Source organism: Paracoccus sp. R12_2 (genome assembly GCF_017744015.1).
Classification (GTDB): domain Bacteria; phylum Pseudomonadota; class Alphaproteobacteria; order Rhodobacterales; family Rhodobacteraceae; genus Paracoccus.
The window spans coordinates 203,666-228,854 of the sequence record NZ_JAGHRA010000005.1 but is presented as its reverse complement, the minus strand read 5'-3'; the positions used below and the strand labels follow the sequence as shown (position 1 = coordinate 228,854).

Annotated in this window: 24 protein-coding genes and 1 riboswitch; of the genes, 12 read left to right on the top strand and 12 right to left on the bottom strand. The window is 63.9% G+C overall.

The window, feature by feature from the left end; genetic code table 11:
• A partial coding sequence (locus J7359_RS08810; protein ID WP_209056260.1) for a hypothetical protein occupies positions 1–406 on the top strand: 406 nt, incomplete at its 5' end.
• 52 nt (positions 407–458) lie between these two features.
• Here J7359_RS08810 and J7359_RS08805 read toward each other — a convergent pair.
• The 3 genes from J7359_RS08805 to J7359_RS08795 all read right to left on the bottom strand — a co-directional run bounded on the left by J7359_RS08805 (position 459) and on the right by J7359_RS08795 (position 3,074).
• Positions 459–1,109 carry an ion channel gene (locus tag J7359_RS08805; RefSeq protein ID WP_209056259.1) on the bottom strand — a complete coding sequence of 217 codons (651 nt, stop codon included), beginning with the start codon at positions 1,107–1,109 and terminating at the stop codon, positions 459–461.
• Positions 1,106–2,290, bottom strand: a complete 1,185-nt coding sequence (locus J7359_RS08800; RefSeq protein WP_247740276.1) for a low temperature requirement protein A — start codon at positions 2,288–2,290, stop codon at positions 1,106–1,108. The genes J7359_RS08805 and J7359_RS08800 overlap by 4 nt, the downstream gene beginning before the upstream one ends.
• Positions 2,291–2,534: 244 nt before the next feature.
• On the bottom strand, positions 2,535–3,074 hold the full coding sequence (locus tag J7359_RS08795) for a glyoxalase superfamily protein (RefSeq protein WP_348524356.1): 540 nt from the start codon (positions 3,072–3,074) through the stop codon (positions 2,535–2,537).
• Positions 3,075–3,561: 487 nt separating this feature from the next.
• A riboswitch (cobalamin riboswitch) is annotated at positions 3,562–3,777 on the top strand.
• Between the two features lie 149 nt (positions 3,778–3,926).
• Here J7359_RS08795 and J7359_RS08790 point away from each other — a divergent pair.
• The 4 genes from J7359_RS08790 to J7359_RS20230 all read left to right on the top strand — a co-directional run bounded on the left by J7359_RS08790 (position 3,927) and on the right by J7359_RS20230 (position 7,062).
• Entirely contained in the window at positions 3,927–4,928 is a 1,002-nt protein-coding gene (locus J7359_RS08790) for an ABC transporter substrate-binding protein (RefSeq protein WP_209056258.1), read from the top strand.
• A gap of 38 nt (positions 4,929–4,966) precedes the next feature.
• Positions 4,967–5,980, top strand: coding sequence for an iron ABC transporter permease (locus tag J7359_RS08785; protein WP_348524357.1), 1,014 nt, complete (start codon positions 4,967–4,969; stop codon positions 5,978–5,980).
• Positions 5,977–6,738 carry an ABC transporter ATP-binding protein gene (locus J7359_RS08780; protein WP_209056257.1) on the top strand — a complete coding sequence of 254 codons (762 nt, stop codon included), beginning with the start codon at positions 5,977–5,979 and terminating at the stop codon, positions 6,736–6,738. Before J7359_RS08785 ends, J7359_RS08780 begins: the two co-directional genes overlap by 4 nt.
• Positions 6,739–6,882: 144 nt before the next feature.
• Complete coding sequence (locus J7359_RS20230; protein ID WP_348524354.1) at positions 6,883–7,062, top strand: plastocyanin/azurin family copper-binding protein; 180 nt, start codon at positions 6,883–6,885, stop codon at positions 7,060–7,062.
• A gap of 55 nt (positions 7,063–7,117) precedes the next feature.
• On the opposite strand, the gene J7359_RS08770 is transcribed toward J7359_RS20230, so the two are convergent.
• Complete coding sequence (locus J7359_RS08770; protein ID WP_209056256.1) at positions 7,118–8,098, bottom strand: aldo/keto reductase; 981 nt, start codon at positions 8,096–8,098, stop codon at positions 7,118–7,120.
• Positions 8,099–8,187: 89 nt separating this feature from the next.
• On the opposite strand from J7359_RS08770, the gene J7359_RS08765 reads away from it, so the two are divergent.
• Positions 8,188–9,102 carry a LysR family transcriptional regulator gene (locus J7359_RS08765; protein WP_209056255.1) on the top strand — a complete coding sequence of 305 codons (915 nt, stop codon included), beginning with the start codon at positions 8,188–8,190 and terminating at the stop codon, positions 9,100–9,102.
• Between the two features lie 386 nt (positions 9,103–9,488).
• On the opposite strand, the gene J7359_RS08760 is transcribed toward J7359_RS08765, so the two are convergent.
• Both J7359_RS08760 and J7359_RS08755 read right to left on the bottom strand, forming a co-directional pair.
• On the bottom strand, positions 9,489–11,129 hold the full coding sequence (locus J7359_RS08760; RefSeq protein WP_348524353.1) for an MFS transporter: 1,641 nt from the start codon (positions 11,127–11,129) through the stop codon (positions 9,489–9,491).
• Positions 11,130–11,242: 113 nt separating this feature from the next.
• Complete coding sequence (locus tag J7359_RS08755; protein WP_209056253.1) at positions 11,243–11,494, bottom strand: GlsB/YeaQ/YmgE family stress response membrane protein; 252 nt, start codon at positions 11,492–11,494, stop codon at positions 11,243–11,245.
• A 297-nt stretch (positions 11,495–11,791) separates the two neighbouring features.
• Between J7359_RS08755 and J7359_RS08750 the strand changes: the two genes are divergently transcribed.
• The 4 genes from J7359_RS08750 (at position 11,792) to J7359_RS20140 (ending at position 16,987) form a co-directional block, all read left to right on the top strand.
• A complete protein-coding gene (locus J7359_RS08750; protein WP_209056252.1) occupies positions 11,792–12,598 on the top strand; it encodes a L,D-transpeptidase in 807 nt (268 codons plus the stop codon).
• A 93-nt stretch (positions 12,599–12,691) separates the two neighbouring features.
• Positions 12,692–13,528, top strand: coding sequence for a hypothetical protein (locus J7359_RS08745; protein WP_209056251.1), 837 nt, complete (start codon positions 12,692–12,694; stop codon positions 13,526–13,528).
• A gap of 45 nt (positions 13,529–13,573) precedes the next feature.
• Entirely contained in the window at positions 13,574–14,497 is a 924-nt protein-coding gene (locus tag J7359_RS08740) for a lytic transglycosylase domain-containing protein (RefSeq protein WP_247740275.1), read from the top strand.
• A gap of 258 nt (positions 14,498–14,755) precedes the next feature.
• Positions 14,756–16,987, top strand: coding sequence for a calcium-binding protein (locus J7359_RS20140; RefSeq protein ID WP_209056250.1), 2,232 nt, complete (start codon positions 14,756–14,758; stop codon positions 16,985–16,987).
• A 63-nt stretch (positions 16,988–17,050) separates the two neighbouring features.
• Here the strand turns inward: J7359_RS20140 and J7359_RS08730 are convergent, their stop codons facing one another.
• Positions 17,051–17,923, bottom strand: coding sequence for a 50S ribosomal protein L11 methyltransferase (locus tag J7359_RS08730; RefSeq protein WP_209056249.1), 873 nt, complete (start codon positions 17,921–17,923; stop codon positions 17,051–17,053).
• Positions 17,923–18,501: a peptide-methionine (S)-S-oxide reductase MsrA gene (gene msrA, locus J7359_RS08725; RefSeq protein ID WP_247740274.1), complete on the bottom strand. Its 579-nt coding sequence runs from the start codon at positions 18,499–18,501 to the stop codon at positions 17,923–17,925. The genes J7359_RS08730 and msrA overlap by 1 nt, the downstream gene beginning before the upstream one ends.
• A gap of 115 nt (positions 18,502–18,616) precedes the next feature.
• Here msrA and J7359_RS08720 point away from each other — a divergent pair, with 115 nt between their 5' ends.
• Positions 18,617–19,708 carry a YeeE/YedE family protein gene (locus J7359_RS08720; RefSeq protein ID WP_209056273.1) on the top strand — a complete coding sequence of 364 codons (1,092 nt, stop codon included), beginning with the start codon at positions 18,617–18,619 and terminating at the stop codon, positions 19,706–19,708.
• A 33-nt stretch (positions 19,709–19,741) separates the two neighbouring features.
• Here J7359_RS08720 and J7359_RS08715 read toward each other — a convergent pair whose 3' ends face one another.
• The 4 genes from J7359_RS08715 to J7359_RS08700 all read right to left on the bottom strand — a co-directional run bounded on the left by J7359_RS08715 (position 19,742) and on the right by J7359_RS08700 (position 22,748).
• Positions 19,742–20,677 carry a tyrosine recombinase XerC gene (locus J7359_RS08715; protein WP_209056247.1) on the bottom strand — a complete coding sequence of 312 codons (936 nt, stop codon included), beginning with the start codon at positions 20,675–20,677 and terminating at the stop codon, positions 19,742–19,744.
• Positions 20,674–21,375 (bottom strand): DUF484 family protein, encoded by a 702-nt coding sequence (locus J7359_RS08710; protein ID WP_209056246.1) that lies wholly within the window; start codon positions 21,373–21,375, stop codon positions 20,674–20,676. Before J7359_RS08710 ends, J7359_RS08715 begins: the two co-directional genes overlap by 4 nt.
• Positions 21,376–21,408: 33 nt before the next feature.
• Positions 21,409–22,062, bottom strand: coding sequence for a fructose-6-phosphate aldolase (gene fsa / locus J7359_RS08705; protein WP_209056245.1), 654 nt, complete (start codon positions 22,060–22,062; stop codon positions 21,409–21,411).
• A gap of 122 nt (positions 22,063–22,184) precedes the next feature.
• Positions 22,185–22,748 (bottom strand): hypothetical protein, encoded by a 564-nt coding sequence (locus J7359_RS08700; RefSeq protein ID WP_209056244.1) that lies wholly within the window; start codon positions 22,746–22,748, stop codon positions 22,185–22,187.
• Positions 22,749–22,934: 186 nt separating this feature from the next.
• Here J7359_RS08700 and J7359_RS08695 point away from each other — a divergent pair, with 186 nt between their 5' ends.
• Complete coding sequence (locus J7359_RS08695) at positions 22,935–25,139, top strand: primosomal protein N' (RefSeq protein WP_209056243.1); 2,205 nt, start codon at positions 22,935–22,937, stop codon at positions 25,137–25,139.
• Positions 25,140–25,189: the final 50 nt, after the last annotated feature.

The following is a 25,189-nucleotide window of genomic DNA, read 5'->3' as shown; positions in this document are numbered from 1 at the left end:
CTGGCGCAGCACACCCATGATCTGGGCTTCTGTGTATCGTGTCTTCTTCATCGGAATCTCCTCAGTCATCCTGCCGAGAAAATTCTACTTCCGCATCCCGTTAAGATCGGGGGGGATTACCGCAGCACATGCTTGCAAATATCGCGGACTTTCAAGTTTTCCACGCACCCCCTGTATCGAAACCCTGAGGGTAAGTTCCGCGCGTTGCAGCCCGTCAGGTGGAGGCAGCGAACGGCTGCTCTTGCTTATCTATGCGGATGCGATGCCGAATCCTCACGGACCACTTTCCATCTGGACCACCGAGCGGGTAGCGCCCGACCCCGAGTTGCGTTTCGCAAGTGGAGCAATGCAGCAGCGCAGCTTCCCGAGCGCAGACCTTGATCCCGGGCGCCGCAAGATCGCTTAAGCTGTGACCGCTATGCGGGAGCAGATCTGCCAAACGGCAGCTTGTTGAGCGCCTAGTTTCGAGCTGTATGCATTCCCACCAGCCTCGACAATAAGATGACCGTGTAGAGCACACCAAGGATAGCTTCGAACGCCGCGAAAGCCTGCGCGTAGTATTTCACCGGAAGGATGTCTCCGTAGCCGAGGCTGGTGAGGGTGACGTAGCTGAAATAGAGAAGCTCCTGCCAGGTCGCAATATCGCCGTTAGCACCTGCGAAGGATCCCGGCTGGAACCATTCAATCAACGCGAATATCGCTGCAAATGCCGAGCCAATGATCAGATAAAGCGACGTGGCTGCCAGAATGATCTCGGTAAAGACCTGACGTGCCGCAAATATGTAGATGCCGAGCACCACTATGATGACGAGGTGATAGATAATGGAAGTGGCGAACACTGCGATTGCTGTAAATGATGTGCCAAGCGCCGCATTCGCTACCCCAGCGGCAAACACGGCTAACCCGGTAGAAAGGGCAAGTGCCCGCAGTATGGCGCGGTGACTTAGAAGCCACGTGCCTACGACGAACATCGCGGCATAGAAAAGGTAGAAGACGATCGCACCCATCAACCCGAACTGCGAGATAGGGTAGATCAGGTTGTGCAAGATGATCGCAGCCAGCAGTCCTCCGGTTTGCCATAATTCACGATCGCCCTGAGCGGTGGTCATGAGGCCGCCCGACCTCTGGGTTGCAGCAACGCCGTTGCCAACATAACGACGGCCATTCCGATCCCTAGCAGCAACCCTGACGCATGTGCGCCGTGGACCAGGTAGCCGATGATCGGCAAAGCCACGAACGGGATCAGATATGTCAGCGGGATCTCCCGCGCGATGGTGCGCCGAAACAGCGCGTTTCCGAACATGTAGATCAGCGGCCCGGCGACGGCGATGATGATTGCGGGGAGGTGAAGGGGGTCGGTAGGGTGGGCGAGTATTGCTTCTATCGCCACAGCGACAACTATTGCCCCGCAGACCATGATGCCGTGCGCGTATGCAAGACCTGCACGGGCGAGTTTAGCCTGCTCGGCTTCAATGTGAAACGCAGCCTCGCCGTCCTCGCCACTATGGACGAAATACAGCCACCAGAGCGCGATAATCAGCGCAAATCCGATCGCTGCCGTCAGAACGATTGTGCCATTCAGGTCCGCCCCGACCATCGTGCCGCCAAGCAGCAGGATGGATTCACCCAGTGCGATAATGAAAATCAACTGATTACGTTCGAGGAGATGCAGGCCCTTGAGCGTCCATGTCTCCATCGGCGTCTTTCCGTGGCCCGGCATCCAGAACCCTGCGTATGGGCCAGCATAATCGATAAGAACCGCCATGATCCACAGCGGGAGACGCAAAGGTTCGATCAAGGCACCAAGTGTCCAAAACACCCCTGACACGACACTCCAGACACCAAGTTGAAAATAGTTCCGGCCCATCTGCGAGCCGCGCATAACCAACGCCATATAGCCCGCGCGGATCAGCGCCATGGCGACATAGGCAAACACGAACAATCCGGCGCGGTAGCTGAACGCATAGTGGATAGCCACCGCCATCAGCAATGCGCAGGCCATCAACGCCAGCATCAGCATGCGTCCAGCAGGATGATCGGGATCAATCCAGTTTGCCGCCCACGCCGTGTAATTCCAGGCCCACCAGACGGCGGCGAACAGGGTCACGGCCTCCAGCGCCCCTGTCCATGTCTGATGCTCCAGCAAGTAATGAGACAGTTGGATGATTGTGAAGACGTACACCAAATCGAAAAACAGCTCGACAGTCGTAACCTTGAGATGGCCACTCTCTGCCCGCTCTCGCAAGCTGGCAACCGGCGCAAATCGATCAAGAAATGAACTTTGAGGCAAATGAATATCCTCCTGAATGATCAGATATTTTTGACAGATGCGGAGCTAGGCCACAATACCGGCAGTCCTATGTGTGCGGGTCTGTGTCAACGTTTCGGAATCCCTGATTTAGACATTCGCTGCGATGCCGGACAGCGACATGGTAAGGCTCTTAGCTGCCGTTAGATGCGGAACGCCTGGGCGTCGCCGCTGCGGACAACGCGGTCATCCAGTTCAGGGGCCGCTTTACCGTCCTGACAAAAAACTACTCGCTCTGCTGACAGAAACGGATGCGGTTACCGAACGGGTCGGTCACCTGCATCTGCATCCCCCATGGCAGATCCTCTAAGCCGGGGCGGTTATAGGAATATCTTTTCTCTGAAAGCTCTCGATGAAATTCACGGATGTTGGTGGCTGTCACAAAAACGTTTGCCCCGGGGCTGGCATCTCCATGGTGTTCGGACAGATGCAAACTCAGGTCAGATCGTTCCAGCCCGAGGTAGAGCGGCATTCCCTCGGAAAAGCGGTGTTCAAACACCACCTGAAAACCCAGAAAACCGCAGTAGAACTCCCTCGCCTTCATTTCGTCGAATATGCGTAGAATTGGGCTACAACGATTGAAGCGCACCTCGCCTGGAGATGCACGCCTCTGGTCCAGCTTCGCACAAGCGGAATTCCAGTCAGCGTGGCCCAGGGCCGTCGCGACAAGTTCGAGAGACCGGGAGTGGGAGATGTCCATCCCGTCTGAAGAAAGGGCCGCACGAAGCTGCCTCGCCATGGATTTCGCTTGATCGGTGCTTGCCATCACACTCTCCTGCCGGTGAACGCACACGGTGCTCGCATTGCCGATAGTCACTGGACGGGGGCTTGTGTGATACGTCCGCGATGCTTTCACCTTGCCGTCTGGGCGCGAGCGGCTGGCAGCATGAACCAGCCCTGACAAAGCGGATAACTGGGCCTTTCGTCAAGCGGGAATTGAGCATGGATCTGCATTGGATGCGGAGCGCCTGGGCGACCCCACTGCGGGTCGAAGCGGCCGCTCGCCGCGGCTGCATTGCCTAACCAGATCGACAACTGGATCTGGTTTGGGATGCAGAGTGTTCATCGTCTGCGTATCAATGCAAGTGCCGCACTCGGATGTCGCGAACATCCAGGAATAGATGCGGAAAGCACCAAGACGGATTCGTGGCACAAGCTTCTCAGCAGTTCGTTTCTGCAGGCTTGAATGCGTGTTCTCGAAATTCGGCATTGATCGTCTTGTCGTGTGCCAGTTGACCTGCTCACCGATTCCCACCATGACTGTCCACGATGGTTCCTGGGACGGCCACGCCAAACCGGGTGAAAAGGGAACGTGGTGCGGTGTAGCCATCAGGCGCCAAATCCACGACTGCCCCCGCAACTGTAAGCGGTGAGCCGACCCCAAGATGCCACTGGCGCAACTGCGCCGGGAAGGCGGGGAAGGCCACGATCCGCAAGTCAGGAGACCTGCCATCATGATCGAAACCAACCCGGGCGGGGTGCCCCGGAGAAAGACCGCATGTGCCGCGAACCGGCAGCGATCAAGCCTGACCGCTAGATGCGGCAGAGCCAAAGGCCAGACCTTTGCCCTGCCGATGCGCCTTCTTCTGCCCCGTTCTTCGCATGATGAAGGACGACCATGAATCGTATCACCTTGACCGCGCTTTTTGCGATGGCAGCGCCCGCAGCAATGGCCGCGCCGACAGAGTATCCCCTGACCATCGACAACTGCGGGCACACGCTGACCTTTTCCGCGCGCCCCGATAACGTCGTCTCGATCGGGCAGGCGACGACCGAGATCCTCTATGCCTTGGGTCAGGCTGACCGCCTGGCGGGGACTGCCTTGTGGTTCAATGCCGTGCTGCCCGATTATGAGGACGAAAACGAGCGCGTCGAACGGATCAGCGACAACATGCCCAGCTTCGAGGCGGTGGTCGCCAAGCGCCCCGGTTTCGTGCCGACGATGTTTGAATGGATGATCGGCGAACAGGGCGCCGTCGGCACGCGCGAGCAGTTCGCCGATCTGGGGATCCCGGCCTATGTCATGCCCGCCGATTGCGAGAGCAAGGACAACCTCGTCGGCGCGGACGGCACCCGCCTTGCGCCCTTCGACATCCAGACCGTGTGGGACAGCATCGACCAGATGGCCCAGGTGATGGACGCGCAGGATGCCGGCGACGCGCTGATCGCCGACCTCAAGGCCCGAGAGACCGCCGTGGTCGAACGTGCGGCGGCGATGAACCTGCCGGATGCCTCGGCTGCGGTCTGGTTCTCGTCTGCCGATCTGGAACTTGATCCCTACATGGCCGGCGCGATGGGGATTCCCGCCTGGATGCTGGAGCGGCTTGGCCTGCGCAACGTCGTCACCTCGGACGAGGAATGGCCGACCGTGGGATGGGAGACAATAGCGCGCGCCGACCCGTCCGTCATCGTGATCGCGCGAATGGACCGCCGCCGCTTTCCGGCTGACGACTACGACGAGAAGCTGCGCTTCCTCAAGTCCGACCCGGTGACCAGCCAGATGACAGCCGTCAAGCAGGACCGCATCGTGATCCTCGACGCCGAGGCGATGCATGCCAGCATTCGCCTGATCGACGGGCTCGAGGTTCTGGCCGAGGGCATGGACAGGCTGTCGAAGTGACCGGCATTGTCGATGTGGCCGCGATCCGGCGGCCACGGGTGCCGGTCTGGGTCTGGGCAGCGGTGCTTATCGTGGCGGCGCCCCTCATCGGCGCAGCATTGGGCGAGACACCGATCCCCGCCGTCACGGTCTGGCAGGCGCTGGCCAACCAGCTCTGGGGGGCCGGTTATGCCGTGGACCCCATCGATCAGGGGATCGTCTGGTCCTACCGGCTGCCACGCGCATTGGTGGCCGGGGCCTGCGGTGCGGGGCTGGCGATCTCGGGGCTTGTCCTGCAGACGCTGCTGCGCAATGCGCTGGCCGATCCATTCCTGCTGGGTATCTCGGCCGGTGCCTCGACAGGGGCGGTGCTGGTCGCGGTGGCCGGGCTGGGCGCAGCCTTCCTGCCGATGTCTGCGGGGGCGCTGGTGGGGGCGCTGGCGGCCTTCGCGCTGGTCGTGGGACTTGCGCGGCTATCTGGCGGCGGCCCGACTGCGCGGGGGGCGGCGCAGATCGTGCTGGCCGGCATCGCGGGCTCGCAGCTTTTCAATGCGCTGACCAGCTTCATCATCGCGCGCTCGGCCAGCGCCGAGCAGGCGCGGGGCATCATGTTCTGGCTGCTGGGTAATCTTTCGGGCGTGCGGTGGGACGATGTGTGGCTGGCGGTCGCCGCCGTGCTTATCGCCGTTGGTGCGGCGCTGTGGCATGTCCGGGCACTCGACGCCTTCACCTTCGGCACGGAGTCTGCGGCTTCGCTTGGCGTGCCGGTGCGGCGGGTGCAGGGTGTCTTGATCCTCGCGACGGCGGCGGCGACGGCGGTGCTGGTCTCGATCACCGGGGCCATCGGCTTCGTAGGTCTGGTGGTGCCTCACGCGGCGCGGTTCCTGGTCGGCAGCCGGCATGTTCGCCTCGTGCCGGTCTCGGCGCTGATCGGGATGGTGTTCCTGATCGCCGCCGACGTGATCGCGCGGATGCTGGTGCCGGGCCAGACCCTGCCGATCGGCGTGGTGACGGCCCTTGTCGGCGCACCGGCCTTCGCCATCATCCTGATCCGCGCAAGGTCCGCGCCATGATGCTGGATGTCCACGACGTCGGCCGCCGCGTGCGCGACCGCCACCTGCTGGAAGGCGTCAGCCTGACCGTTGCACGCGGCGAGGTTCTGGGGCTCGTTGGCCCAAACGGCTCGGGAAAATCGACACTTCTGCGGCTCCTGGCGGGGCTGGTGCGGCCCGACCGGGGCCTTGTGCGATTGGACGGCCAGCCGATGGCAGCTATGCCGCAGCGCCAGATCGCCCGGCAGATCGCCCTCGTCGCGCAAAGCGCCGAGACATCAGACCGCATCACCGTCCGCGATGCGGTCGCCCTTGGTCGCACGCCTTGGCTCGACGCGCTGAGCCCGTGGTCCGACGAGGATGACGCCCATGTCGACCGCGCCATCCGTCGCGTCGATCTGGCCCATCTGGCCAATCGCGACTGGTCCACCCTGTCGGGCGGCGAGCGTCAGCGGGTCCATATCGCCCGCGCCCTGGCGCAGGATCCGCAAATCCTGCTGCTCGACGAGCCGACCAACCATCTCGACATCCGGCACCAATTGGCGATCCTCGATCTGGTCGGCAGCCTCGGCGTCTCGATCGTGATCGCGCTGCACGATCTGAATCAGGCGATGCGCTGCGACAGGCTGGCCGTGCTGCAGGATGGTCGACTGCAGGCGCTTGGGCCACCCGCCGAGATCCTCGACCCGGCGCTTCTCGCGCGCGTCTTCGGTGTCCGCGCCAGCGCGCTGATCGACCCGCAGGACGACAGCCGCGTCATGCGCTTTCACCCATGTTGATAACACGGAGACTGACCATGCGGCCGACCCTCTTGACCGCAACTGTTCTGGCCCTGATTCCTGGCCTTGCGCTGTCCGACACCTACGAGGTCAGGATGCTGAACCGGGGCGACAGCAGAAGCATGGTCTACGAGCCGGACTTCCTTGACGTTCGAGGCACCGGGCTTCTACGGCATCAAATGCAGCCCGCACTACACCATGGGCATGGTGATGCTGGTGCAGGTTGGCGACGGCGATCCGGACAAGCTCGTCGTTCCGACCTCGCTGCCGGACATGGTGCAGTATCGCATGGCGAACATTGTCGAGAGCAATCACGGACACTGATGTCCTGAATAGCGGCTGAACGAAAGCGCGCGAGACAGGCGACCGGATGCGTCACTCATGCGTCCACCCCCTTCATGCCTTCCGCAGTGTAGCGGGCACCTGAGACGGGCCGCTCGGCAAGGCCAGAGTCGATGTCGGCGAGATCGGTCTCCGAGAGCGTAACCTTTGCTGCGCCCACGTTGTCGCACAGATACTTTGACTGCTTCGTGCCGGGGATCGGGACGATGTCCTCCCCTTGCGCGAGAAGCCAGGCAAGCGCCAGCTGCGCGGGCGTGCAGCCCTTCCGCTCCGCCATTGCCGCGACAAGATCGGCGATCCGGCGGTTCGCCTGCGTCGCGTCATCCTGAAACCGGGGCAGCGAGGCCCGGAAATCTCCCTCTTCGAACTGCCCGTCCTGAAAGCGCCCTGTCAGAAATCCGCGCCCAAGCGGGGAATAGGGCACGAACCCGATGCCCAGTTCGCGGCAAGCAGGCAGAACCTCGTGTTCCGGCTCGCGGGACCAAAGGGAATATTCGGTCTGCACCGCGGCGACCGGATGCACGGCATGAGCGCGCCGGAGCGTCTCGGCGCTGACCTCGCAGAGACCGATCCGCGCGATCTTGCCTTCGTCGACCAAGCGCGCGAGTCCCTCCATGGTCTCTTCGATGGGTCGATCCTGTGCGACCCGGTGAACGTAGTAGAGGTCGATCCGCTCGATGCCGAGACGTTGTAGCGAGCCCTCGCACGCCTGCCGCGCGTAATCCGGCCCATTGTCGAGACTGCGCCGATACTCTCCCGGCGCGCGCACGATTCCGAACTTCGTCGCGACCTTCATGGGTGCCGACGTCTCGTTCAGGAAACGACCGATCAGCTCCTCGTTGTGATGCGGTCCGTACATGTCCGCGGTGTCGAGAAAGTCGATTCCAAGCTCCGCCGCCTGGTGCAGGACGCGCAGGGAGTTGTCGTCGTCGCGGGGCCCGTAGAACTCGCTCATTCCCATGCAGCCGAGGCCCAGTGCCGAGACCGTGAGGTCCGTGCCGAGTGTCCGCCGTTCCATGTCTCTCTCCTGTCTTGTGCAGTCGACAGGAAAGTGGCATTTCCGATGGCGTCAGGAAATGGCCGGAAACGGAAACGGGGATTCCGATTATGGAAAGGCGGGGCCTGGTTTGGGATGACGTCTCGGTGTTCCTCGCCGTCGCCCGGTCGGGCTCGCTCAGCGGCGCGGCGCTGGGGCTCTCTGTCGGGCTGGCAACCGTTTCCCGGCGGGTCGAACGGCTGGAAGCGCGTCTGGGACGCCCGCTCTTTCTACGGCACCACACGGGTTACCAGCTGACCGAGGAAGGCGCGGCCCTGATCGAACGCGCCGAGGAAATGGAAGCCGCAGCAAGAGCCTTCGAGTCCGGCTGGCCAGAAAAGCCAGAAGTGTCAGGCACCGTTCGCCTTGCCACGGCCGAGAACCTCGCGACCGCGCTCATCCTGCCCGCGCTGCCACGCCTGCGCCGCGCCCATCCGCGACTGACACTGGAGATCGCGACCGACATCGCCGCCGTGAACCTGCACCGCCGTGACGCGGACATCGCACTGAGAATGATCAAGCCCGAACGTGGGCATGTATCGGTGCAGCGCGTGGGCACGCTTGGATACGGGCTCTATGGCGCGCAATCGTACATGGAAGGCCGCGCCGGAGGTTCCGAACTGGACCTTGAGCGGGATGAGCTGATCGCCTGGGCCGAGGGATACGGCCACCTTCCCGCCGCGCAATGGATCGAACGCGCCCTTCGCGGTCGGGCGCCGGCGGTCGTGACGACGTCGCTTGCAACTCAGGTGGCCGGCTGTGCCTCGGGATTGGGCCTCGCCGTGTTGCCGCATTTTCTGGCTCAGCCGCGCGGGTTGATCTGCCTCGACGCCGATCTCGGGATCGATCAGCCGATTTGGCTCGTGACGCAAACCGATCTGGCATCCTCTCGCCGGGTACAGGCCGTCGCAAGCTTCCTGCGCGAGGTCGTGTCAGAACGACGGGTCGCTCTTAGCGTGGCTCGCAGCTCATGGACCGATGTTTGAGGCAACGCTGCGGTAGCCGAACGAAATTCGATAAACGGCCGTTCATCCCACTCGCAGCATTGGTCAAAGTGGGCTTGATCCCGACCTTCGCTGCAGATCGAAGGTCCCCCTCCGATACAAAGAGACTTCAGCCCGTGAGACGCCGGCATCATGCGCTGCACCAAAGACTTCCTGCCGCAGCCGGGAATGTGCTCAGCCCGCGTGAACATTCGGGCAACGTTCGCAAGCGGTGTACAGGCTGTGCACGCGCTGTGCATGGCTGGTGCACGCTCTGCGCAGCGAAAAACCCTGAAATTGCTGACCCCCACAGCATTTCGGGCCACGCGGCGTTGCGCTGTGCCGCAAGGCAACGCCCGGTCCCGTTGCGCAACACAGCGCGGGCGGTGTCAGGGCACCTCGATCTTGCCGACCAGCGGCACATCGTCCTGCTGGCTGACCGAGTGTCGTTCGATCATGCGATGCACCGCCGGATCGCCTTCCCCGCTGTGCAGTTCCCGCAGCGCAACCGTCACTTCGGCGTCGGACTTGGTGCGCCGCAGATTGTGGCGCACATATTCGTCCCATGTCGCGATGTGATAGCTTTCGCTCCAGTTTTCGGGATGTTCCAGATCGCGCAGCAGGGCCCAGTTGCGCGCCCCGTCGCGCCGCCGGATATTGCGGCGCAACCGCATCAGCCGCAGGAATTCGGGCACGTCCTCGCCCCGGATGCGGTAATCGACCATGACCATGATCGGCCCTGACCTGCCGCGCAGATCCAGCCGCAGCGCCGGTTCCTGAAAGCGGTTGACCGGATCAAGGTCCACGGCGCCGAACTCGGGCGCCTTCAGCCAGATCCCGACCACCGCGCCCAGGGCAAGCAGCACCCCGGCCATGGTCAGCGCAACCGGCAGCCCGTGCGCACCGGCAACGCCACCCCAGGCCCAGGATCCTGCGGCCATGCCCCCGAAGGTCGCGGTCTGATACAATGCCAGCGCCCGCGCCACGACCCAGCGCGGCGTGGACAATTGCACGGTCACATTGAACAGCGACAACGCCAGAACCCATGACGCCCCGGCGGGCAGCATCGCCAGGCCTTGCAGCCAGACAAGCCGAGTCTGTCCCAGCACGATGGCGGCCAGCGCGAAGCCGGCAAAGGCCAGCCGGACGATGTTCTCGTTGTCGTATCTGGACCTGATCCGCGGGTTCAGCACCGCACCGACGATCGCCCCCATTCCGAAACAGCCCAGCAACGCCCCGAACAGCATCGATCCGCCCTCGGGGTGGCTTTTTGCGACCAGCGGCAACAGGGCAAGCACCGCGACCGCGGAAAACCCGAACAGCGCGCCGCGCAGGATCACCCGCATCAGGTTCGGCGACAGCGCGACATAGCGCAGGCCCGCGCCCATCGCCGGGACGAACGCCTCGCGCGGGGCCGTGCGGGGCGCGATGTTCGGCCGCCAGCGCAGCAACGCGCCAAGCAGCGGAAGATAGCTGACCGCATTGACAACGAACGCGGCGGCGGCCCCGAAGGCGGCGACGATCAGGCCGCCGGCCGCCGGGCCCACACTGCGCATCAGGTTGAAACCCACGGAATTCAGCGTGACCGCCGCAGGCAGATCCTCGCGCGGCACCAGATCGCCCATGCTGGCCTGCCATGGCGGATTGTATAGGGCCTGCCCCGCACCGATCAGGAAGGTAAAGGTCAACAGAAGCCAAGGCGTCAGCCAGCCCTGCCATGCGACCACCGCCAGCAACGCCGAGGTTACGGCCATGATCAATTGCGCGGTCAGCAACAGCGTCTTGCGATCAAAGATATCCGCCAACGCCCCTGAACCGATCGCAAGCAACATGATGGGCAGGGTGTTCGACGCCTGCACCAGCGCGATCAGGGTCGCGCTGTCCGTCAGCTGCGTCATCAGCCACGCCGCGCCGACGGCCTGCACAAGCCCGCCGAAATTCGAGATCAGCGTGACGCTCCACAACACGCGAAAGTCGCGATGCCGGAACGGCGCAAGCGCAAGGCTTGGAGTAGTCTTGGTTTTCGTCACATCGTCAGTCCACGCGGCCAGGCGGCATAGTCGATCACGCCGCCCGGCAACGGTATTCACGCCACGCATCCGAGGCAATGCCCCGGACGCGGCACGGAAAGGTCAAGCCGGTCTCAGGCGCGCTTCACAAGGCTCAGGATAACCAGCAGGATCACCGCGCCCAGGGTCGCATAGACGATCGAGCCGATCACCGACCCTTCGGCGCCAATGCCCATCCCGATGGCCGGAAACAGGAACGAGGCGATGACGGCACCAAGGATGCCGACGACGATATTGACGACAAGCCCCTGCCCGTGTCCCTTGACCAATAGTCCGGCCAGCCAGCCGGCAATCGCGCCGACGATCAATGCAACGATAATGCTCATCTTGGTAGTTTCCTCGCGAATGCGGCGCGGCAGCGCCCGACGTGCATGAAACCAAACACACGCCAAATTGTTCCCCTGTCGTGCAAAGTTGATGCGACTGCCGCCCCTTGGCCACAAGTCGGATGTCAATTCCGCCATGACAGGCACCAAGGGTTGACGAAAGGTGAATGTGGCAGGCTGATGAAACCCTGCACGAATCACGTCCGGCACTGCTCGGTCGACGTGATGTCAAGAAAGTAACGCTGCCACGGTCATGCCATCCAGGGCCTGCCCGATGCTACAAAGGAACACGATACAATGCGCCTCGTTTCCCTTCTTGCGGCGCTGGCCCTGGGGCTTGCGGCCTGCGCACCTACTGCCCATTCGCCGACACGGCTGGCCACTGGTACGGTGCCGCCCATCTATCAGGCCCGCACGGATACCGGTCCGAACGGCGAAGTCGTCGATATTCCCGCCGTCCGCGCCGCCTATCTGACCCAGCGCAACCAGCGTCAGCGCGTCGCCTATAACGGCCCCGAGGCACCGGGTACCGTGGTGGTCGATCCCTACGCGCGCGTCCTTTATCACGTGATGGAAAACGGCGAGGCGATGCGCTTCGGCGTCGCGGTCGGACGGGCAGGCAAGGGCTTCAGCGGCGATGCCGTGATCTCGGTCAAGAAGCGCTGGCCAAGCTGGACCCCCACCCAGAACATGATCCGCACCGAGCCCGAGCTTTACGGCCAGTTCGCCGGCGGGCTGAAGGGCGGGCTGGACAACCCACTTGGGTCGCGCGCGCTGTATCTCTATCGCAACGGTCGCGACACCTATTACCGCATCCACGGCACGATGGATCCGTCCTCGATCGGGAAGGCCACGTCGGCGGGCTGCATCCGGCTGTTCAATCAGGACATCATGGACCTGTTCGACGAAACCGATCTTGGCGCACGCGTCAAGGTGCGCAGCCAGGCGGAAAGCGTGCGGCGGGAAGGTCCGATGATCGAAACCCCCGAAGGATATGTCGTTCCGGCGTCCGAGGCCGCACAGGCACAACTGCCTGCCGCGACAACTACCGCTGCGGCGCCCGGCTTCACCTCTCCGGTCGAAAGCGCCGTGCCCTCTCGCTAAGCGATTGCAAGTCGATCACCTTGCCCGATACCGAAAGGCCCCTGCATCGCTTGCAGGGGCCTTTGCAATTGCAAATCGCCGCAAAGTCACGCAATGTTCCGCCTGATCATCGCCAGAGACGGGAACCAGATCGGAATGCCGAACCATGCCAATCGCGAACGGGAAATTCTGAACGCGCAACAGCAAAAGCTGGCTGACGCCAGCCGCCGCCCCTCAGTTGAAGTTCTGAGCGATGCGGATCTTCTGGCGCTGATAAAAGCACTTGACGACGCACGGGCAAGGGCCTCGGCGACCACGGCGGAAGACGGGTTGTCGCCCCAGGGCCTGCTGAGCACGGCATTGAATCGTGCACAGGCCGAACGCCGCCGCCGCAAGCTGCCCCCTGCAAGTGGCGCACGCCAGCGGACCGGCAAGACAGTCGCGGCGAAAGGCGGCAGCGCCAGCCGCGCCGCCAAGCGCGTCCCGGCGTCCACCCGTCGCAGTCCCGCCGATCGCAAGACGGCCGAGACGCGCAAGGCCGATCTTCGCACCGGTGTGCGGCGCGTCAAGAAACCCGCCAAGACCGCTGCGTCTGACCAGCCGGTGACCGCTGCTGCGGCACAAGTTGCAGTGCCCCCGGCTGGTGCCAGGACCGAAGCTGCGCCCCAGGACGGCAAGACCCGCAAGAACACCGTCAAGAAGGCCGAGAAGCAGGCCGAGAAAGCCGCCGAAAAGGAAGCCAGGAAGGCTGCTCGCAAAGCCGAGAAAGAGGCCGTACGCGCAGCCCGCAAGGCGGCGCGCGTGGCGGCGAAAGAGGCCGAGAAGGCGCTGCGCAAGGCAGAGCGAAAGGCCGAACGGAAATCGAAGACGGCGGATGATGACACCGCCGTCACGTCCAAGGACAAGACCAAGAAAAAGAAGAAGAAGGACAAGTCCGGCAAGGCAGACTGAGACACATCCCATGTCGCCGCATCGCCAAGACCGAAAGGATCCGGTTTGCGCCGCGTCCTTCTGATCCTGTCACTGATCGCGGGGATGGGTGTCCAGCCTGCCGTGTCGCGCCCCGCGGTCGATGCGTTCATGGGCCGTCCGCCCGCACCTCAGAGCGACAAGATCCGCTGCACCGATGATGGCCGGGATTGCGTCCGGCTGGATCGCTATGCGTCAGATGTCTGCAAGCTGATCGAACGCAACGCATCGGAACGAGGGCTGGACCCCAGCTTCCTGGCGCGGCTGCTGTGGAAGGAAAGCCGGTTCGAGCCGGGCGCCATCAGCCCGGCGGGGGCGCAGGGCATCGCCCAGTTCATGCCTGGGACGGCGGATCTGTATGATCTGGACGATCCGTTCAACCCGGCCCAGGCGATCCACAAGGCGGCCTGGTATCTGGCCCATCTGTCGCAAAACTTCGGCAATATCGGGCTTGCCGCGATTGCGTATAACGGCGGCGAAAACCGCGCGGCGCGCTTTGTCGCCCGGCAGACCACCCTGCCCTACGAGACACTGGACTATGTCGAGGCGATTACCGGCCACAACGCGCTGCGCTGGCGCGACAACCCGCCACTGGCCAAGGAACTGCGACTGGCGCTGGACCCGGACCAGCCCTTCCGTCCGTCCTGCGAGGAGATGGCGGGCAATCGCAGCCTTCGCGAATTCATGGTGCAACCGCGTGTCTTCCCGTGGGGCGTCATCGTGGCCAGCCACCCCAGCAGATCCGGGGCGGCGCAACAGGTCGCACGTCTGAACCGCAGCCTGCGACCGATCCTTGGCGACAAGCGCGTCGGCTATGTGCGCAAGAAGCTGAACGGAGTGCCCAAGCCGGTCTATACCGCGCAGATCGGCTACGAGACCCGCAACGAGGCCGCCGCTTTCTGCATCCGGCTGAAGCGGGTCGGCGGCCGCTGCATCGTCCTGCGGAACTGAGCCCACGGCAAGAAGATCCGCCGCCACGGATCGGCCGGTCAGGGCGCACGATATCAGGGCATCGCCGCCTCCGCAAAGCGCCCCGAGTCGCCTGCAGACATAATGATTGCAGCACGCGAAATCCGTGCAATCCCCTTGAGAAAGCAAGCGGGATGAACGGCATATCCGCGTTCACGACGCTTTCACGCCAGCGGTCCTATCAGGAAAGCGGGACTTCCCCCGAAATCGAAACCTGAGACCTCGTGAAAGGAGAGCATCATGGCCACCCTTATTGGCAACAACAGCAACAACACCATTGCCGGGACATCGGCTGCGGACCTGATCTACGGATTGGGCGGCAACGACAGTCTTGGCGGTGGTGGTGGGACCGACACGATCTATGGCGGCACCGGCAACGATACCATCCGCTCCAGCGGTTCTGGCATCTATGACGGGCAGGACGGCAATGATTACATCTATGCAGGCCTCGGCACGCCGGAAACCCTGCGCGGCGGCACCGGCACAGACTGGCTGAACACCGCCAGCTTCAGCGGCAACTACGTGGTCAACCTGACGACCGGCCTGACCAACTTTGCCGGTGAAAGCTTTACCCAGTTCGAGAACCTCTATTCCGGCAGCGGCAACGACCGGCTGACCGGCACTTCCGGTGCCAACCGGATCTACGGCAATAACGGCAACGACACGATCGACGGGCTGGGCGGCAACGACTATATCAGCGGCGGCGCTGGCAACGACAGCCTGATCGGCGGCGGCGGAACCGATACCGTTTACGGCGGCACCGGCAACGACACGATCCGGTCCAGCGGTGCGGGCGTCTATGACGGGCAGGACGGCAACGACTATGTCTATGCCGGGAATGGCACCCCCGAGACGCTTCGCGGCGGAAACGGCACCGACTGGCTGAACACCACGCTGTGGTCGGGCAATTACAACATCAACATGACCACCGGCGTGACCAACTATGCCGGGGAAAGCTTTACCCAGTTCGAAAACCTCGTGACCGGGTCGGGCAACGACAATCTGCTGGGAACGACCGGCAACAACGTCATCTACAGCGGCAGCGGCAACGACACGGTCAATGGCCTCGGCGGCAACGACTATATCTACGGCGATGCAGGCAACGACAGCCTGACCGGCGGCGGCGGAACCGACACCGTCTACGGCGGCACCGGCAACGACACGATCCGGTCCAGCGGAGCAGGCATCTATGACGGACAGGACGGCAATGATTACATCTATGCCGGCCTCGGCACGCCGGAAACCCTGCGCGGCGGCACCGGCACAGACTGGCTGAACACCGCCAGCTTCAGCGGCAACTACGTGGTCAACCTGACGACCGGCCTGACCAACTTTGCCGGTGAAAGCTTTACCCAGTTCGAGAACCTCTATTCCGGCAGCGGCAACGACCGGCTGACCGGCACTTCCGGTGCCAACCGGATCTACGGCAATAACGGCAACGACACGATCGACGGGCTGGGCGGCAACGACTATATCAGCGGCGGCGCTGGCAACGACAGCCTGATCGGCGGCGGCGGAACCGATACCGTTTACGGCGGCACCGGCAACGACACGATCCGGTCCAGCGGTGCGGGCGTCTATGACGGGCAGGACGGCAACGACTATGTCTTTGCCGGGCTTGGCACGCCCGAAACCCTGCGTGGCGGAAACGGCATCGACACGCTGAACACGACCAGCTTCAGCGGGAACTACAACGTCAACCTGACGACCGGACTGACCAACTTCGCCGGTGAAAGCTTTACCCAGTTCGAAAATCTCGTCTCGGGCAGCGGCAACGACACGCTCAGCGGCACCTCCGGCGCGAACGTCATCCGGGGCGGCAATGGCAACGACCGCATCTCTGGCCTTGGCGGAAACGACTCGCTTTACGGCGACAATGGCAACGACACGGTCTATGGCGGCAGCGGCAACGACTATATCCGCGGCGGCAACAACAATGACCGGCTTTACGGCGAAAGCGGCAATGACCGTGTCTATGGCGACGCGGGCAACGACTACCTGTCGGGAAGCACCGGCAACGACCTTCTGCACGGCGGCTCGGGCAATGACACACTGAACGGCGGCAGCGGCAACGACGTGTTGATCGGCAGCACCGGGACCGACTACCTGACGGGCAGCAGCGGCGAAGATGTCTTCCGCTTCTACAGCACGTCGGATTCGCCCTTCGGGGTCAGCTCGACCTATGATCGGATCACCGACTTCCAGGGGGCGGGCATCAACCTGGTCTCGGCGACAGAAGACCGGATCGATCTGTCGTCGATCGACGCCAACACCAATGTAGCCGGAAACCAAGCCTTCGCTTTCAATGGCACCACAGCCGGCGGAGCGGGCACGATCTGGATGCAGAATGTCGGCAACGAGACCTGGCTGCGGGTCAATACCGACGCCGACGCAACGCCCGAGATGACCGTTCGGATCTCGGATGGGGCGGACAATGCCAATGACTACTGGGCGGGGGATTTCATCCTTTGACAGCAGCCTGAATACAGACCGGGGCGCGGCTGGAAACGGCCGCGCCTTTCCCGTGTCGGCCGCTCAGCTGCGACGGGTCATGGTCAGCGTCGTCCACTCGCCAAGATCGTCGCGGCGATCCAGGTCGAATCCCTGATCCTGATACGCCTCGATCACGTCTTGGCCCTGAGTGGTCAATATCCCCGACAGGATGATCTTGCCGCCGGCGGCGACATGCCGCGCCATGTCGGGGCCAAGGTCGATCAGCGGCTGTTTCAGGATATTGGCAAGGACCAGATCGAACGGAGCGGCCCTTTCGATCATCGGGTGATCAAAGCCCGCGGCCTCGACACATTCGACGCGGCCATCCAGACCATTCGCGATCACATTCGCCGCGGCGGTGTCCACCGCGACCCGATCGATATCTCCTGCCAGCACCGTGACCGGCCAGATCCGCGCCGCACCCATGGCCAGAACCGCGGTGCCGCTGCCGATATCGGCGATCCGGTGCGCCTGATATCCGTCGTTCGCCAACCGGTCCAGCGCCTCAAGACAGCCCTTGGTCGTGCCGTGATGGCCCGTCCCGAAGGCCATCGCGGCCTCGATGCACAATGCCTCGACGCCGTCAGGCACCTGATCGATGTGGTGGCTTCCATGGACATAGAACCGGCCTGCCTCGACCGGGGTCAGTTCGCGGCGCACATGCGCGACCCAGTCAACCTCGGGCAATTCCGAGATGACGAAAGGCTCTGCCCCCCACGCTGCAGCCAGCAGGGCCAGCGCAACCTCGTCGGGGGTCTCGGTGAAATAGGCCGCGACCTCCCACCGGTTTGACCCGTCTTCGATCTCGAAGATCCCGGTGCCCACGGGCTCGGGTGTCAGATCCTCGCAGGCTTCGGCCAGCGCCTGGGCGGGCGGTTGGCCAGCAAGATGGGTCAGTGCGGTGAATGTCGGCATCAGATCGGGTCCGGATTGGGCATGGACGGCTCTACCCCGGTGCCCTTCAGCCCGCAATAACCGTCCGGATTCTTTTCCAGATACTGCTGATGCGCATCGTGCGCCGGCCAGAACGGGGCTTCTTCGACGATTTGGGTGGTGATCGCCCCGAACCCCTCGACTGCAAGTCGGTTTCCGTAATCGATCTTCGACGCCTCGGCGGCCGCACGCTGACTGTCGTTGAAAACCATGATCAGGCTGCGATACTGGCTGCCCACGTCGTTTCCCTGACGGTCCCCCTGCGTGGGGTCGTGGTTTTCCCAGAACATCTGCAGAAGATGGTCATAGCTGATCAGCGAGCTGTCAAAGACCACGCGCACCACCTCGGCATGCCCGGTGTCGCCCGCACGCACCTGATCGTAAGTCGGGTTTTCGGTCTGGCCGCCCGTGAAACCGACCTGAGTCAGCCAGACGCCGTGCTGCTGCCAGAACAGCCGCTCGGGGCCCCAATAGCAGCCCATTCCGAAAATCGCCTGATCCATGCCCTGCGGCATCTCCTCATCCAGCGGACGGTTGAAGATCGCATGTGTTGTAGTCATCGTGAGATCCTTGTTTGCTTGACCATGAAACGCACGAAGCGTCGCTTGGTTCGCCTTGAGATTCAGTCCCGCAGACGACATGCTGATCACCGTCTGGACACGACGGAGTGAGGCGATGGATCTGCTGACAGTTCTGACCGGAATATCCGAACGTGTCGGCGATCTTGCAACTGCATTGCTGGTCGGATTGCTGATCGGCGTCGTCTTCGGGTTTGCGGCGCAGCGTTCGGCATTCTGCCTGCGTTCGGCCGCATTCGAATTCGCGCGCAGGCGCGCGGGTCGGGCGATGGCGATCTGGCTTCTGACATTTTCGACCGCGATGGTCTGGGTGCAGGGCGCACAGATGGCGGGCCTCTTCCGCCCCGACACCGCGCGCATCATGTCGGTCACCGGAAGCTGGTCGGGGGCAATCATCGGCGGGCTGGTGTTCGGCATCGGCATGGTGATGGCGCGGGGCTGTTCGGGGCGGCTGCTGGTGCTGGCGGGCACCGGCAATCTGCGGACGGTCACGGCGGGAATGGTGTTCGCGCTGACCGCCCAGATGACGCTGTCGGGGGCACTGTCGCCGCTGCGCCAGTCACTGGCCGGGATATGGGTGACGCCGGGCGGACGCAACGTGAACCTGCTGGATGCGGCGGGTCTGCCACAATGGGCGGGTCTGGTGATCGGCCTGATCTTCGCGGTGGCGGCGATCTGGCTGGCGGTTCGGGCAAGGACCGGGGCGCGCGTGCTGATCTGGGCCTGCGGCGCGGGTTTTGCCGTAGCGCTTGGGTGGGTGCTGACCTATGCCTTGTCGCAGGTCGCGTTCGATCCGGTGACGGTGACATCGGCGACCTTCGCCGGTCCGTCGGCACAGGTGGCGATGGCGGTGCTGACCACCGATGCTGGACTCAGTTTCGATATCGGCTTGATCCCGGGCGTTTTCATCGGCGCGTTTCTGGGAGCGCTGGCCGGACGCGAATTGCGGTTCGAGGGGTACCGCGACGCGCCGCAGATGTTGCGCTCGATGGGTGGTGGCGCGCTGATGGGCTTTGGCGGAATGCTGGCCGGCGGCTGCGCGATCGGTGCCGGCCTGACCGGCACCTCGGTCTTCAACGCAACGCTGTGGCTGGCTGCCGTCATGTTCTTCGTCGGCGCATGGATCGGTGATCGCATCTTCGACCGCAGCGCCGCCGAGGCCGAGGCACCAGTTCAGGTGCAACACTGAGGCGAGGCACCCATACCGGTCGCGGCATCGCCCCTATCCGCGCGGATGCGCTGCGCGATAGACAGCCATCAGACGGGCGTCGTCAACACCGGTATAGACCTGCGTCGTGGACAGGCTGGCATGACCCAGAAGTTCCTGAATCGTGCGCAGATCGCCGCCGGCGGCCAGCAGATGGGTCGCGAAGGAATGGCGCAGCGCGTGTGGGGTCGCCGAAGGCGGCAGTCCCAACGCGGCGCGGGCCCGACGCAGCGCCGCGGCGATCTGATCGCCCCCCAGCCGGCCGCCGCGCATCCCGCGAAACAGCGGCTGATCCGGCGCCTGACGCCATGGGCACTGCGCAAGATAGGCCGCGACCGCATCGCGCGCGACCGGCAGCATCGGCACATTGCGCTGTTTGCCGCCCTTGCCGGTGATCGTCAGGCTGTCGCGAAACGGCCAGTCCGCACCGTTCAGCGACAGCGCCTCGGATATCCGCAATCCGCATCCCCACAGCAGCGTCATCACCGCGACGTCGCGTGCGGCGACCCAGGGCGTGTCATGACCGACCGAGACCATCTCCAACGCCTGCCGGGCCTGATCGGGGGTCAGCGGGCGGGGCAAGGACCGCGCATATTTCGGGCTGCGCGCCGCCAGTGCCGCGCTGAGATCATGGCCCTCGCGATCTGAAAGCCAGCGCAGAAAGCTGCGCACCGCGGATTGCCGCCGGGCCAGTGACCGCGCCCCCAGACCCCGCGCGCGTTCGGAAGCCGCAAAGGCGCGCATGTCGGCCTGCCGCAGGTCGCCAAGCGCTTTCGGGGTCGCGGCTTCACCGTGATGACCGCCCAGAAACGACAGAAAGGCCAGCAGGTCGGCACGATAGGCGGTGATCGTGTGGGGCGACCGGTCGCGCGTGGCGGCCTCGACCTCCAGCCAGCGTGCCAGCGCATCCACCGTCGCGGGTGCAAGGGCCAGCGGGCTGGGTCCGCTCATGACCGCAGTTTGGCCAGCAGCACCAGGCGAAAGACCTGCCCGAAGAAGCGCAGCAGATCGGTGCCGTGCGCAGGCGCAAAGCGGTTACCGTCGGCGCTGCCCATGACCAGCAGGGCGCGCGGATGACGCGCGCCCAGATCCAGCGGCAGCAGCGCCTCGGACGTGACCGAACGGCCGTGAATCGGCTGCGTGATCGGAGAGGCAGGACGCAGCACGATGTCGTCGCCACGCGGCGCGCGACGCCCTGCTGCGATGATACGGCCCACGGCGCCTTCAGGCGCAATGACCACGTCTTCCGGCAGGTTGGGGATGACGGGATCGGCCTCGATCACCAGCCGCAGCGTCTCGATCCGAAGAAGCGGAGCGATATCGGCCTGAAGGCTGTCGATGAAGTCGGTCAGATCGGCGGCTTCCAGCAGACCGATCACCGCGCGATGCACCACCGCCGTTCCCGACTGGTTGTCATAGGCGGCGGCGATCACGCTTTCATGCTGCGTTTCCAGCCTGTCCAGACGATGTTCAAGCGCCTCCATCGCGCGGCCGCGAATGTCGATCACGTTGTCGCCGATCTCGGCCTCGCGCGCGGCAACCAGCGCGCGCATGACATCGCGATCACCAAGAATGGCCGCGGGATCGGCCAGCAGCTTTTCCCGCAGTGCCGGATCAAGCCCGGTTTCTTCCTTAGGTTCGGCGGTCATCCTGCCCCTTTCCGCCGCCTGTCGCGGCTTGTGTCAGCCGATCTTCTGACCGGTCTTTGCCCAGTCCGAAGTGAACTGCTCAAGCCCCTTGTCCGTCAAGATGTGCTTTGCCATCGACTTGATGACGGCCGGGGGCGAGGTGATCACGTCGGTGCCGATCTTGCCGACCTCGATGATGTGGTTCACCGTCCGGATCGAGGCCGCAAGGATCTGCGTCTCGTAGCCGTAATTGTCATAGATCTCGCGGATATCGGCGATCAGTTCAACGCCGTCCAGATGAATGTCGTCAAGGCGGCCGATGAACGGGCTGATGAAGGTCGCACCGGCCTTGGCGGCCAGAATGGCCTGGGCGGGGCTGAAGCACAGCGTCACGTTGACCATGTGGCCGTCATTCGACAGCGCCCGGCAGGCTTTCAGACCGTCCCAGGTCAGCGGAACCTTGACGGTGATGTTGTCGGCGATCTTGGCCAGATGCTTGCCCTCGCGGATCATGTCTTCGGCCTTGTCGGCCACGACCTCGGCGGACACGGGACCGTCGACCATTTCGCAGATCTCGCGGGTCACCTCTTCGATGTTGCGTCCGGCCTTCAGGATCAGCGACGGGTTGGTGGTCACACCGTCCACCATGCCCAGGTCGTTCAGTTCGCGGATTGCGTCCACATCGGCGGTATCGACGAAGAATTTCATGGCCCGGCTCCTCTTAAGCGGTTTCGCTGGGGTGATAGCGCAAAACATGGAACCCGGAAAGGGGTAAGCCCGGCTGCCGGGGGGAAGCTGCCGGGATCGGCGATCACGCGCAGATCCCGCGGTCAGGGCGAAAGGTAGAAGCCGAAGCCGACGCCGATGCACCAGTCCATGCCTCCGGGGCAGTCGGTCACCCGTCCCGGCCGGCCGGTGATTCGATCCGGCTGGGTCAGGGTCGAGACGGGACCGGCGATCATGCCGGTCATCACCGGACAAACGGCCTGATTGATCCAGAAAACGATGTTGAACTTGATGTCATAGCAGTTCGGGTCGCCCGAATTGTCAAACTGGCGCACGCTGAAGGTGTTCGCCAGATTGTTGGCATCCTGATAGGTGATGCCATGCGGCGTCGCATAGCAGTTGTCCACGCCCTGATCGTAGTGCCGCTGGATGACCGTGGCAGACCAGGTATCGCCCGGATTGACGGTGAAATAGGGTGGAGCGCCTTCGATGCAGGTATCCTCGATCAGCGCGAAGACCGCCGGTTTGTCGGTGCCGTTTTTCAGCGCCAGCCGCATTGGATAGGTCATGTTGCCGTTCATGACGTTGATCACGTCGGGATCTTCGTTGGCATGTCCCGGCAGCGGCCACGCAGCAAGCCAGAACACCAGCACGCCTAGAGCCGACATGCATCGAAGAGCTGCAAGATCCATGGTGAAGATCCAATTCCGGGCGGGATCCCGCAAGCGCAAGTTTAACATGCCCGGCATCACTTCCCTAGCCGAAAGTCCGCGACACAAGGGAAGCAGAAAGATCTACCACCCCCACGCCGGGGGCCTTGCAACCGCGCCCGGCGCGCGTCTTTATCTGGGCCGATGCGTGACAACCTGCCCGCCTTCTTCCCTGCCCGCAGCCGGATCGCCGTGCTGACCTGCGAACCCGTGGGCGTTCTGGACTATCTGGCGCCCGAACAGGGCGTCCGGCAAGGTCAGCTTGTCCTGGTGCCGCTGGGCCCGCGACGCGTGCTGGGCCTGGTCTGGGGCGACGGGACGGGCGATTTCGACCTGGCGAAGCTGCGCCCTGTCGCCAAGGTGCTTGATGCCGAGCCCTTTCAGCCCGGCTTTCTGGACTTCCTGACCCGCGCGGCGGATTACACGCTGACCGCCGCCCCGCTGATGTTGCGCATGGCGACCCGTGCCCCGGATCTGGACCAGCCTCCGGCTGCCCGTCGCGTGATCGTTCCCGGCACCGGTGCCCCGCAGCGCATGACCGAGGCACGCCAGCGCGTGCTGGACGTGATCGCCGATCATGGCGGAGCCAGCTTTGCGCCCTCGGAACTGGCCCAGCTTGCTGGCGTCGGCACCTCGGTCGTCAAGGGACTTGTGGCGCAAGGCGCGCTGGCCGAGATCGAGGCGCCGCGCGACATGCCCTATCCGCGGCTTGATCCGACCCTGCCCGGCAAGCCGCTGGCCCCGGATCAGCAAGCCGCCGCCAACACCCTGCGCGGCGCGATCCGCGCGGGCGGCTATGGCACGACATTGCTGCGCGGCGTGACCGGTTCCGGCAAGACCGAGGTCTATCTGGAGGCCGTGGCGGAATGCATGGCGCGCGGCCGGCAGGCGCTGGTCCTGCTGCCTGAAATCGCGCTGTCCGCCGAATTTCTGGACAGGGTCGAGGCGCGCTTCGGCGCGCGCCCCGGCGAATGGCACAGCGGCATCACCAGAACCGAACGGCGGCGCCTGTGGCACATGGCAGGCCGGGGCGAGGTCGGCCTTGTCGTCGGCGCGCGATCCGCCCTGTTTCTGCCGTTCCGAGATCTTGGGCTGATTGTCGTCGACGAGGAACATGACAGCAGCTACAAGCAGGAAGATGTCGTCTTCTACAGCGCCCGCGACATGGCGGTGCTGCGTGCCTCGATCACAAGCGCGCATGTGGTGCTGGCCTCGGCGACGCCCAGCCTTGAAAGCTGGGTGAACGCCGCAAGCGGCAAATATACCCGGCTTGACCTGCGCAGCCGATACGGCGAGGCGGAGCTGCCCGACATGGCCGCGATCGACCTGCGGGCCGAAGACATGCCCTCTGGTCGGTGGATTTCGCCTACGCTTGAAAATGCCGTGCGGGCGCGTCTGGACAAGGGCGAACAATCGCTTCTGTTCCTCAACCGACGTGGCTTCGCACCGGTAACCGTATGTCGCGCCTGCGGCGAGCAGATCGGCTGCCATCAATGCGACGCGCGGATGGTGGAACACCGGTTCCAGAACCGCCTTGTGTGCCATCAATGCGGCGAAACCCGTTCGATCCCCGACGCCTGCCCGTCCTGCGGCGTGGAAGGGAAGCTGGCGCCTGTCGGCCCCGGTGTGGAACGCATCGCCGAAGAGGTCGCCGCGCGATTTCCCGAAGCCAAGGCCACGGTGCTGTCGTCCGACCTGTTCCATTCGGCCCGCGCCCTGAAGGAAACCATCGCACAGATCGCGGCGGGCGATACCGACATCATCATTGGCACCCAGATCGTCGCGAAGGGTCACAATTTCCCGCGTCTGACGCTGGTGGGCGTGATCGACGCCGATCTGGGACTGCAGGGCGCGGATCTGCGCGCCGCCGAGCGATCGTTCCAGCTGATGCGTCAGGTGGCCGGACGCGCGGGACGTCAGTCGGGGCAGGCCCCGGGGGTCGCGTTGCTGCAGACCCATCAACCCGATCATCCGGTGATCCGTGCCATCATCTCGGGGCAGGACGAATCGTTCTGGGACGCCGAGGCCGCAGGCCGACAGGCGACCGGCATGCCACCCTTCGGGCGGCTTGCGGGTGTCATCCTGTCGCATCCGGATCTGACGGTGGTCAGCGATTTCGCGCGGCACCTGGCCGCCAATGCGACCCCGTTACACGATGCGGGCGCCGAGTTGTGGGGACCGGCGCCGGCGCCCATCGCGCGGATCAGGGGCAGGCACCGGATGCGGATGCTGATCCACGCTCCGCGACAAGCCCCCGTGCAATCCGCGATCGCCGACTGGCTGGCGCCGCACAGGCTGCCCACGAATCTGCGGCTGGCAATCGACATCGATCCGCAAAGTTTCCTGTGACGCCCGAGACAAAAGAAAAACCCCCGCAGCAACCGCTCGGGGGTTCGTCT

Bases quoted from the DNA above. Each gene is read 5' to 3' on its own strand.
- J7359_RS08780 (WP_209056257.1), top strand. From the start codon at position 5,977: ATGATGCTGGATGTCCACGACGTCGGCCGCCGCGTGCGCGACCGCCAC.
- J7359_RS08790 (WP_209056258.1), top strand. From the start codon at position 3,927: ATGAATCGTATCACCTTGACCGCGCTTTTTGCGATGGCAGCGCCCGCA.
- fsa (WP_209056245.1), bottom strand. From the start codon at position 22,062: ATGAAATTCTTCGTCGATACCGCCGATGTGGACGCAATCCGCGAACTG.
- J7359_RS08730 (WP_209056249.1), bottom strand. From the start codon at position 17,923: ATGCCGACATTCACCGCACTGACCCATCTTGCTGGCCAACCGCCCGCC.
- J7359_RS08770 (WP_209056256.1), bottom strand. From the start codon at position 8,098: ATGGAACGGCGGACACTCGGCACGGACCTCACGGTCTCGGCACTGGGC.
- J7359_RS08700 (WP_209056244.1), bottom strand. From the start codon at position 22,748: ATGTCGGCTCTAGGCGTGCTGGTGTTCTGGCTTGCTGCGTGGCCGCTG.
- J7359_RS20140 (WP_209056250.1), top strand. From the start codon at position 14,756: ATGGCCACCCTTATTGGCAACAACAGCAACAACACCATTGCCGGGACA.
- J7359_RS08795 (WP_348524356.1), bottom strand. From the start codon at position 3,074: ATGGCAAGCACCGATCAAGCGAAATCCATGGCGAGGCAGCTTCGTGCG.
- J7359_RS08765 (WP_209056255.1), top strand. From the start codon at position 8,188: ATGGAAAGGCGGGGCCTGGTTTGGGATGACGTCTCGGTGTTCCTCGCC.
- J7359_RS08750 (WP_209056252.1), top strand. From the start codon at position 11,792: ATGCGCCTCGTTTCCCTTCTTGCGGCGCTGGCCCTGGGGCTTGCGGCC.
- J7359_RS08715 (WP_209056247.1), bottom strand. From the start codon at position 20,677: ATGAGCGGACCCAGCCCGCTGGCCCTTGCACCCGCGACGGTGGATGCG.
- J7359_RS08755 (WP_209056253.1), bottom strand. From the start codon at position 11,494: ATGAGCATTATCGTTGCATTGATCGTCGGCGCGATTGCCGGCTGGCTG.
- msrA (WP_247740274.1), bottom strand. From the start codon at position 18,501: ATGACTACAACACATGCGATCTTCAACCGTCCGCTGGATGAGGAGATG.
- J7359_RS08695 (WP_209056243.1), top strand. From the start codon at position 22,935: ATGCGTGACAACCTGCCCGCCTTCTTCCCTGCCCGCAGCCGGATCGCC.
- J7359_RS08720 (WP_209056273.1), top strand. From the start codon at position 18,617: ATGGATCTGCTGACAGTTCTGACCGGAATATCCGAACGTGTCGGCGAT.
- J7359_RS08805 (WP_209056259.1), bottom strand. From the start codon at position 1,109: ATGACCACCGCTCAGGGCGATCGTGAATTATGGCAAACCGGAGGACTG.
- J7359_RS08710 (WP_209056246.1), bottom strand. From the start codon at position 21,375: ATGACCGCCGAACCTAAGGAAGAAACCGGGCTTGATCCGGCACTGCGG.
- J7359_RS08745 (WP_209056251.1), top strand. From the start codon at position 12,692: ATGTTCCGCCTGATCATCGCCAGAGACGGGAACCAGATCGGAATGCCG.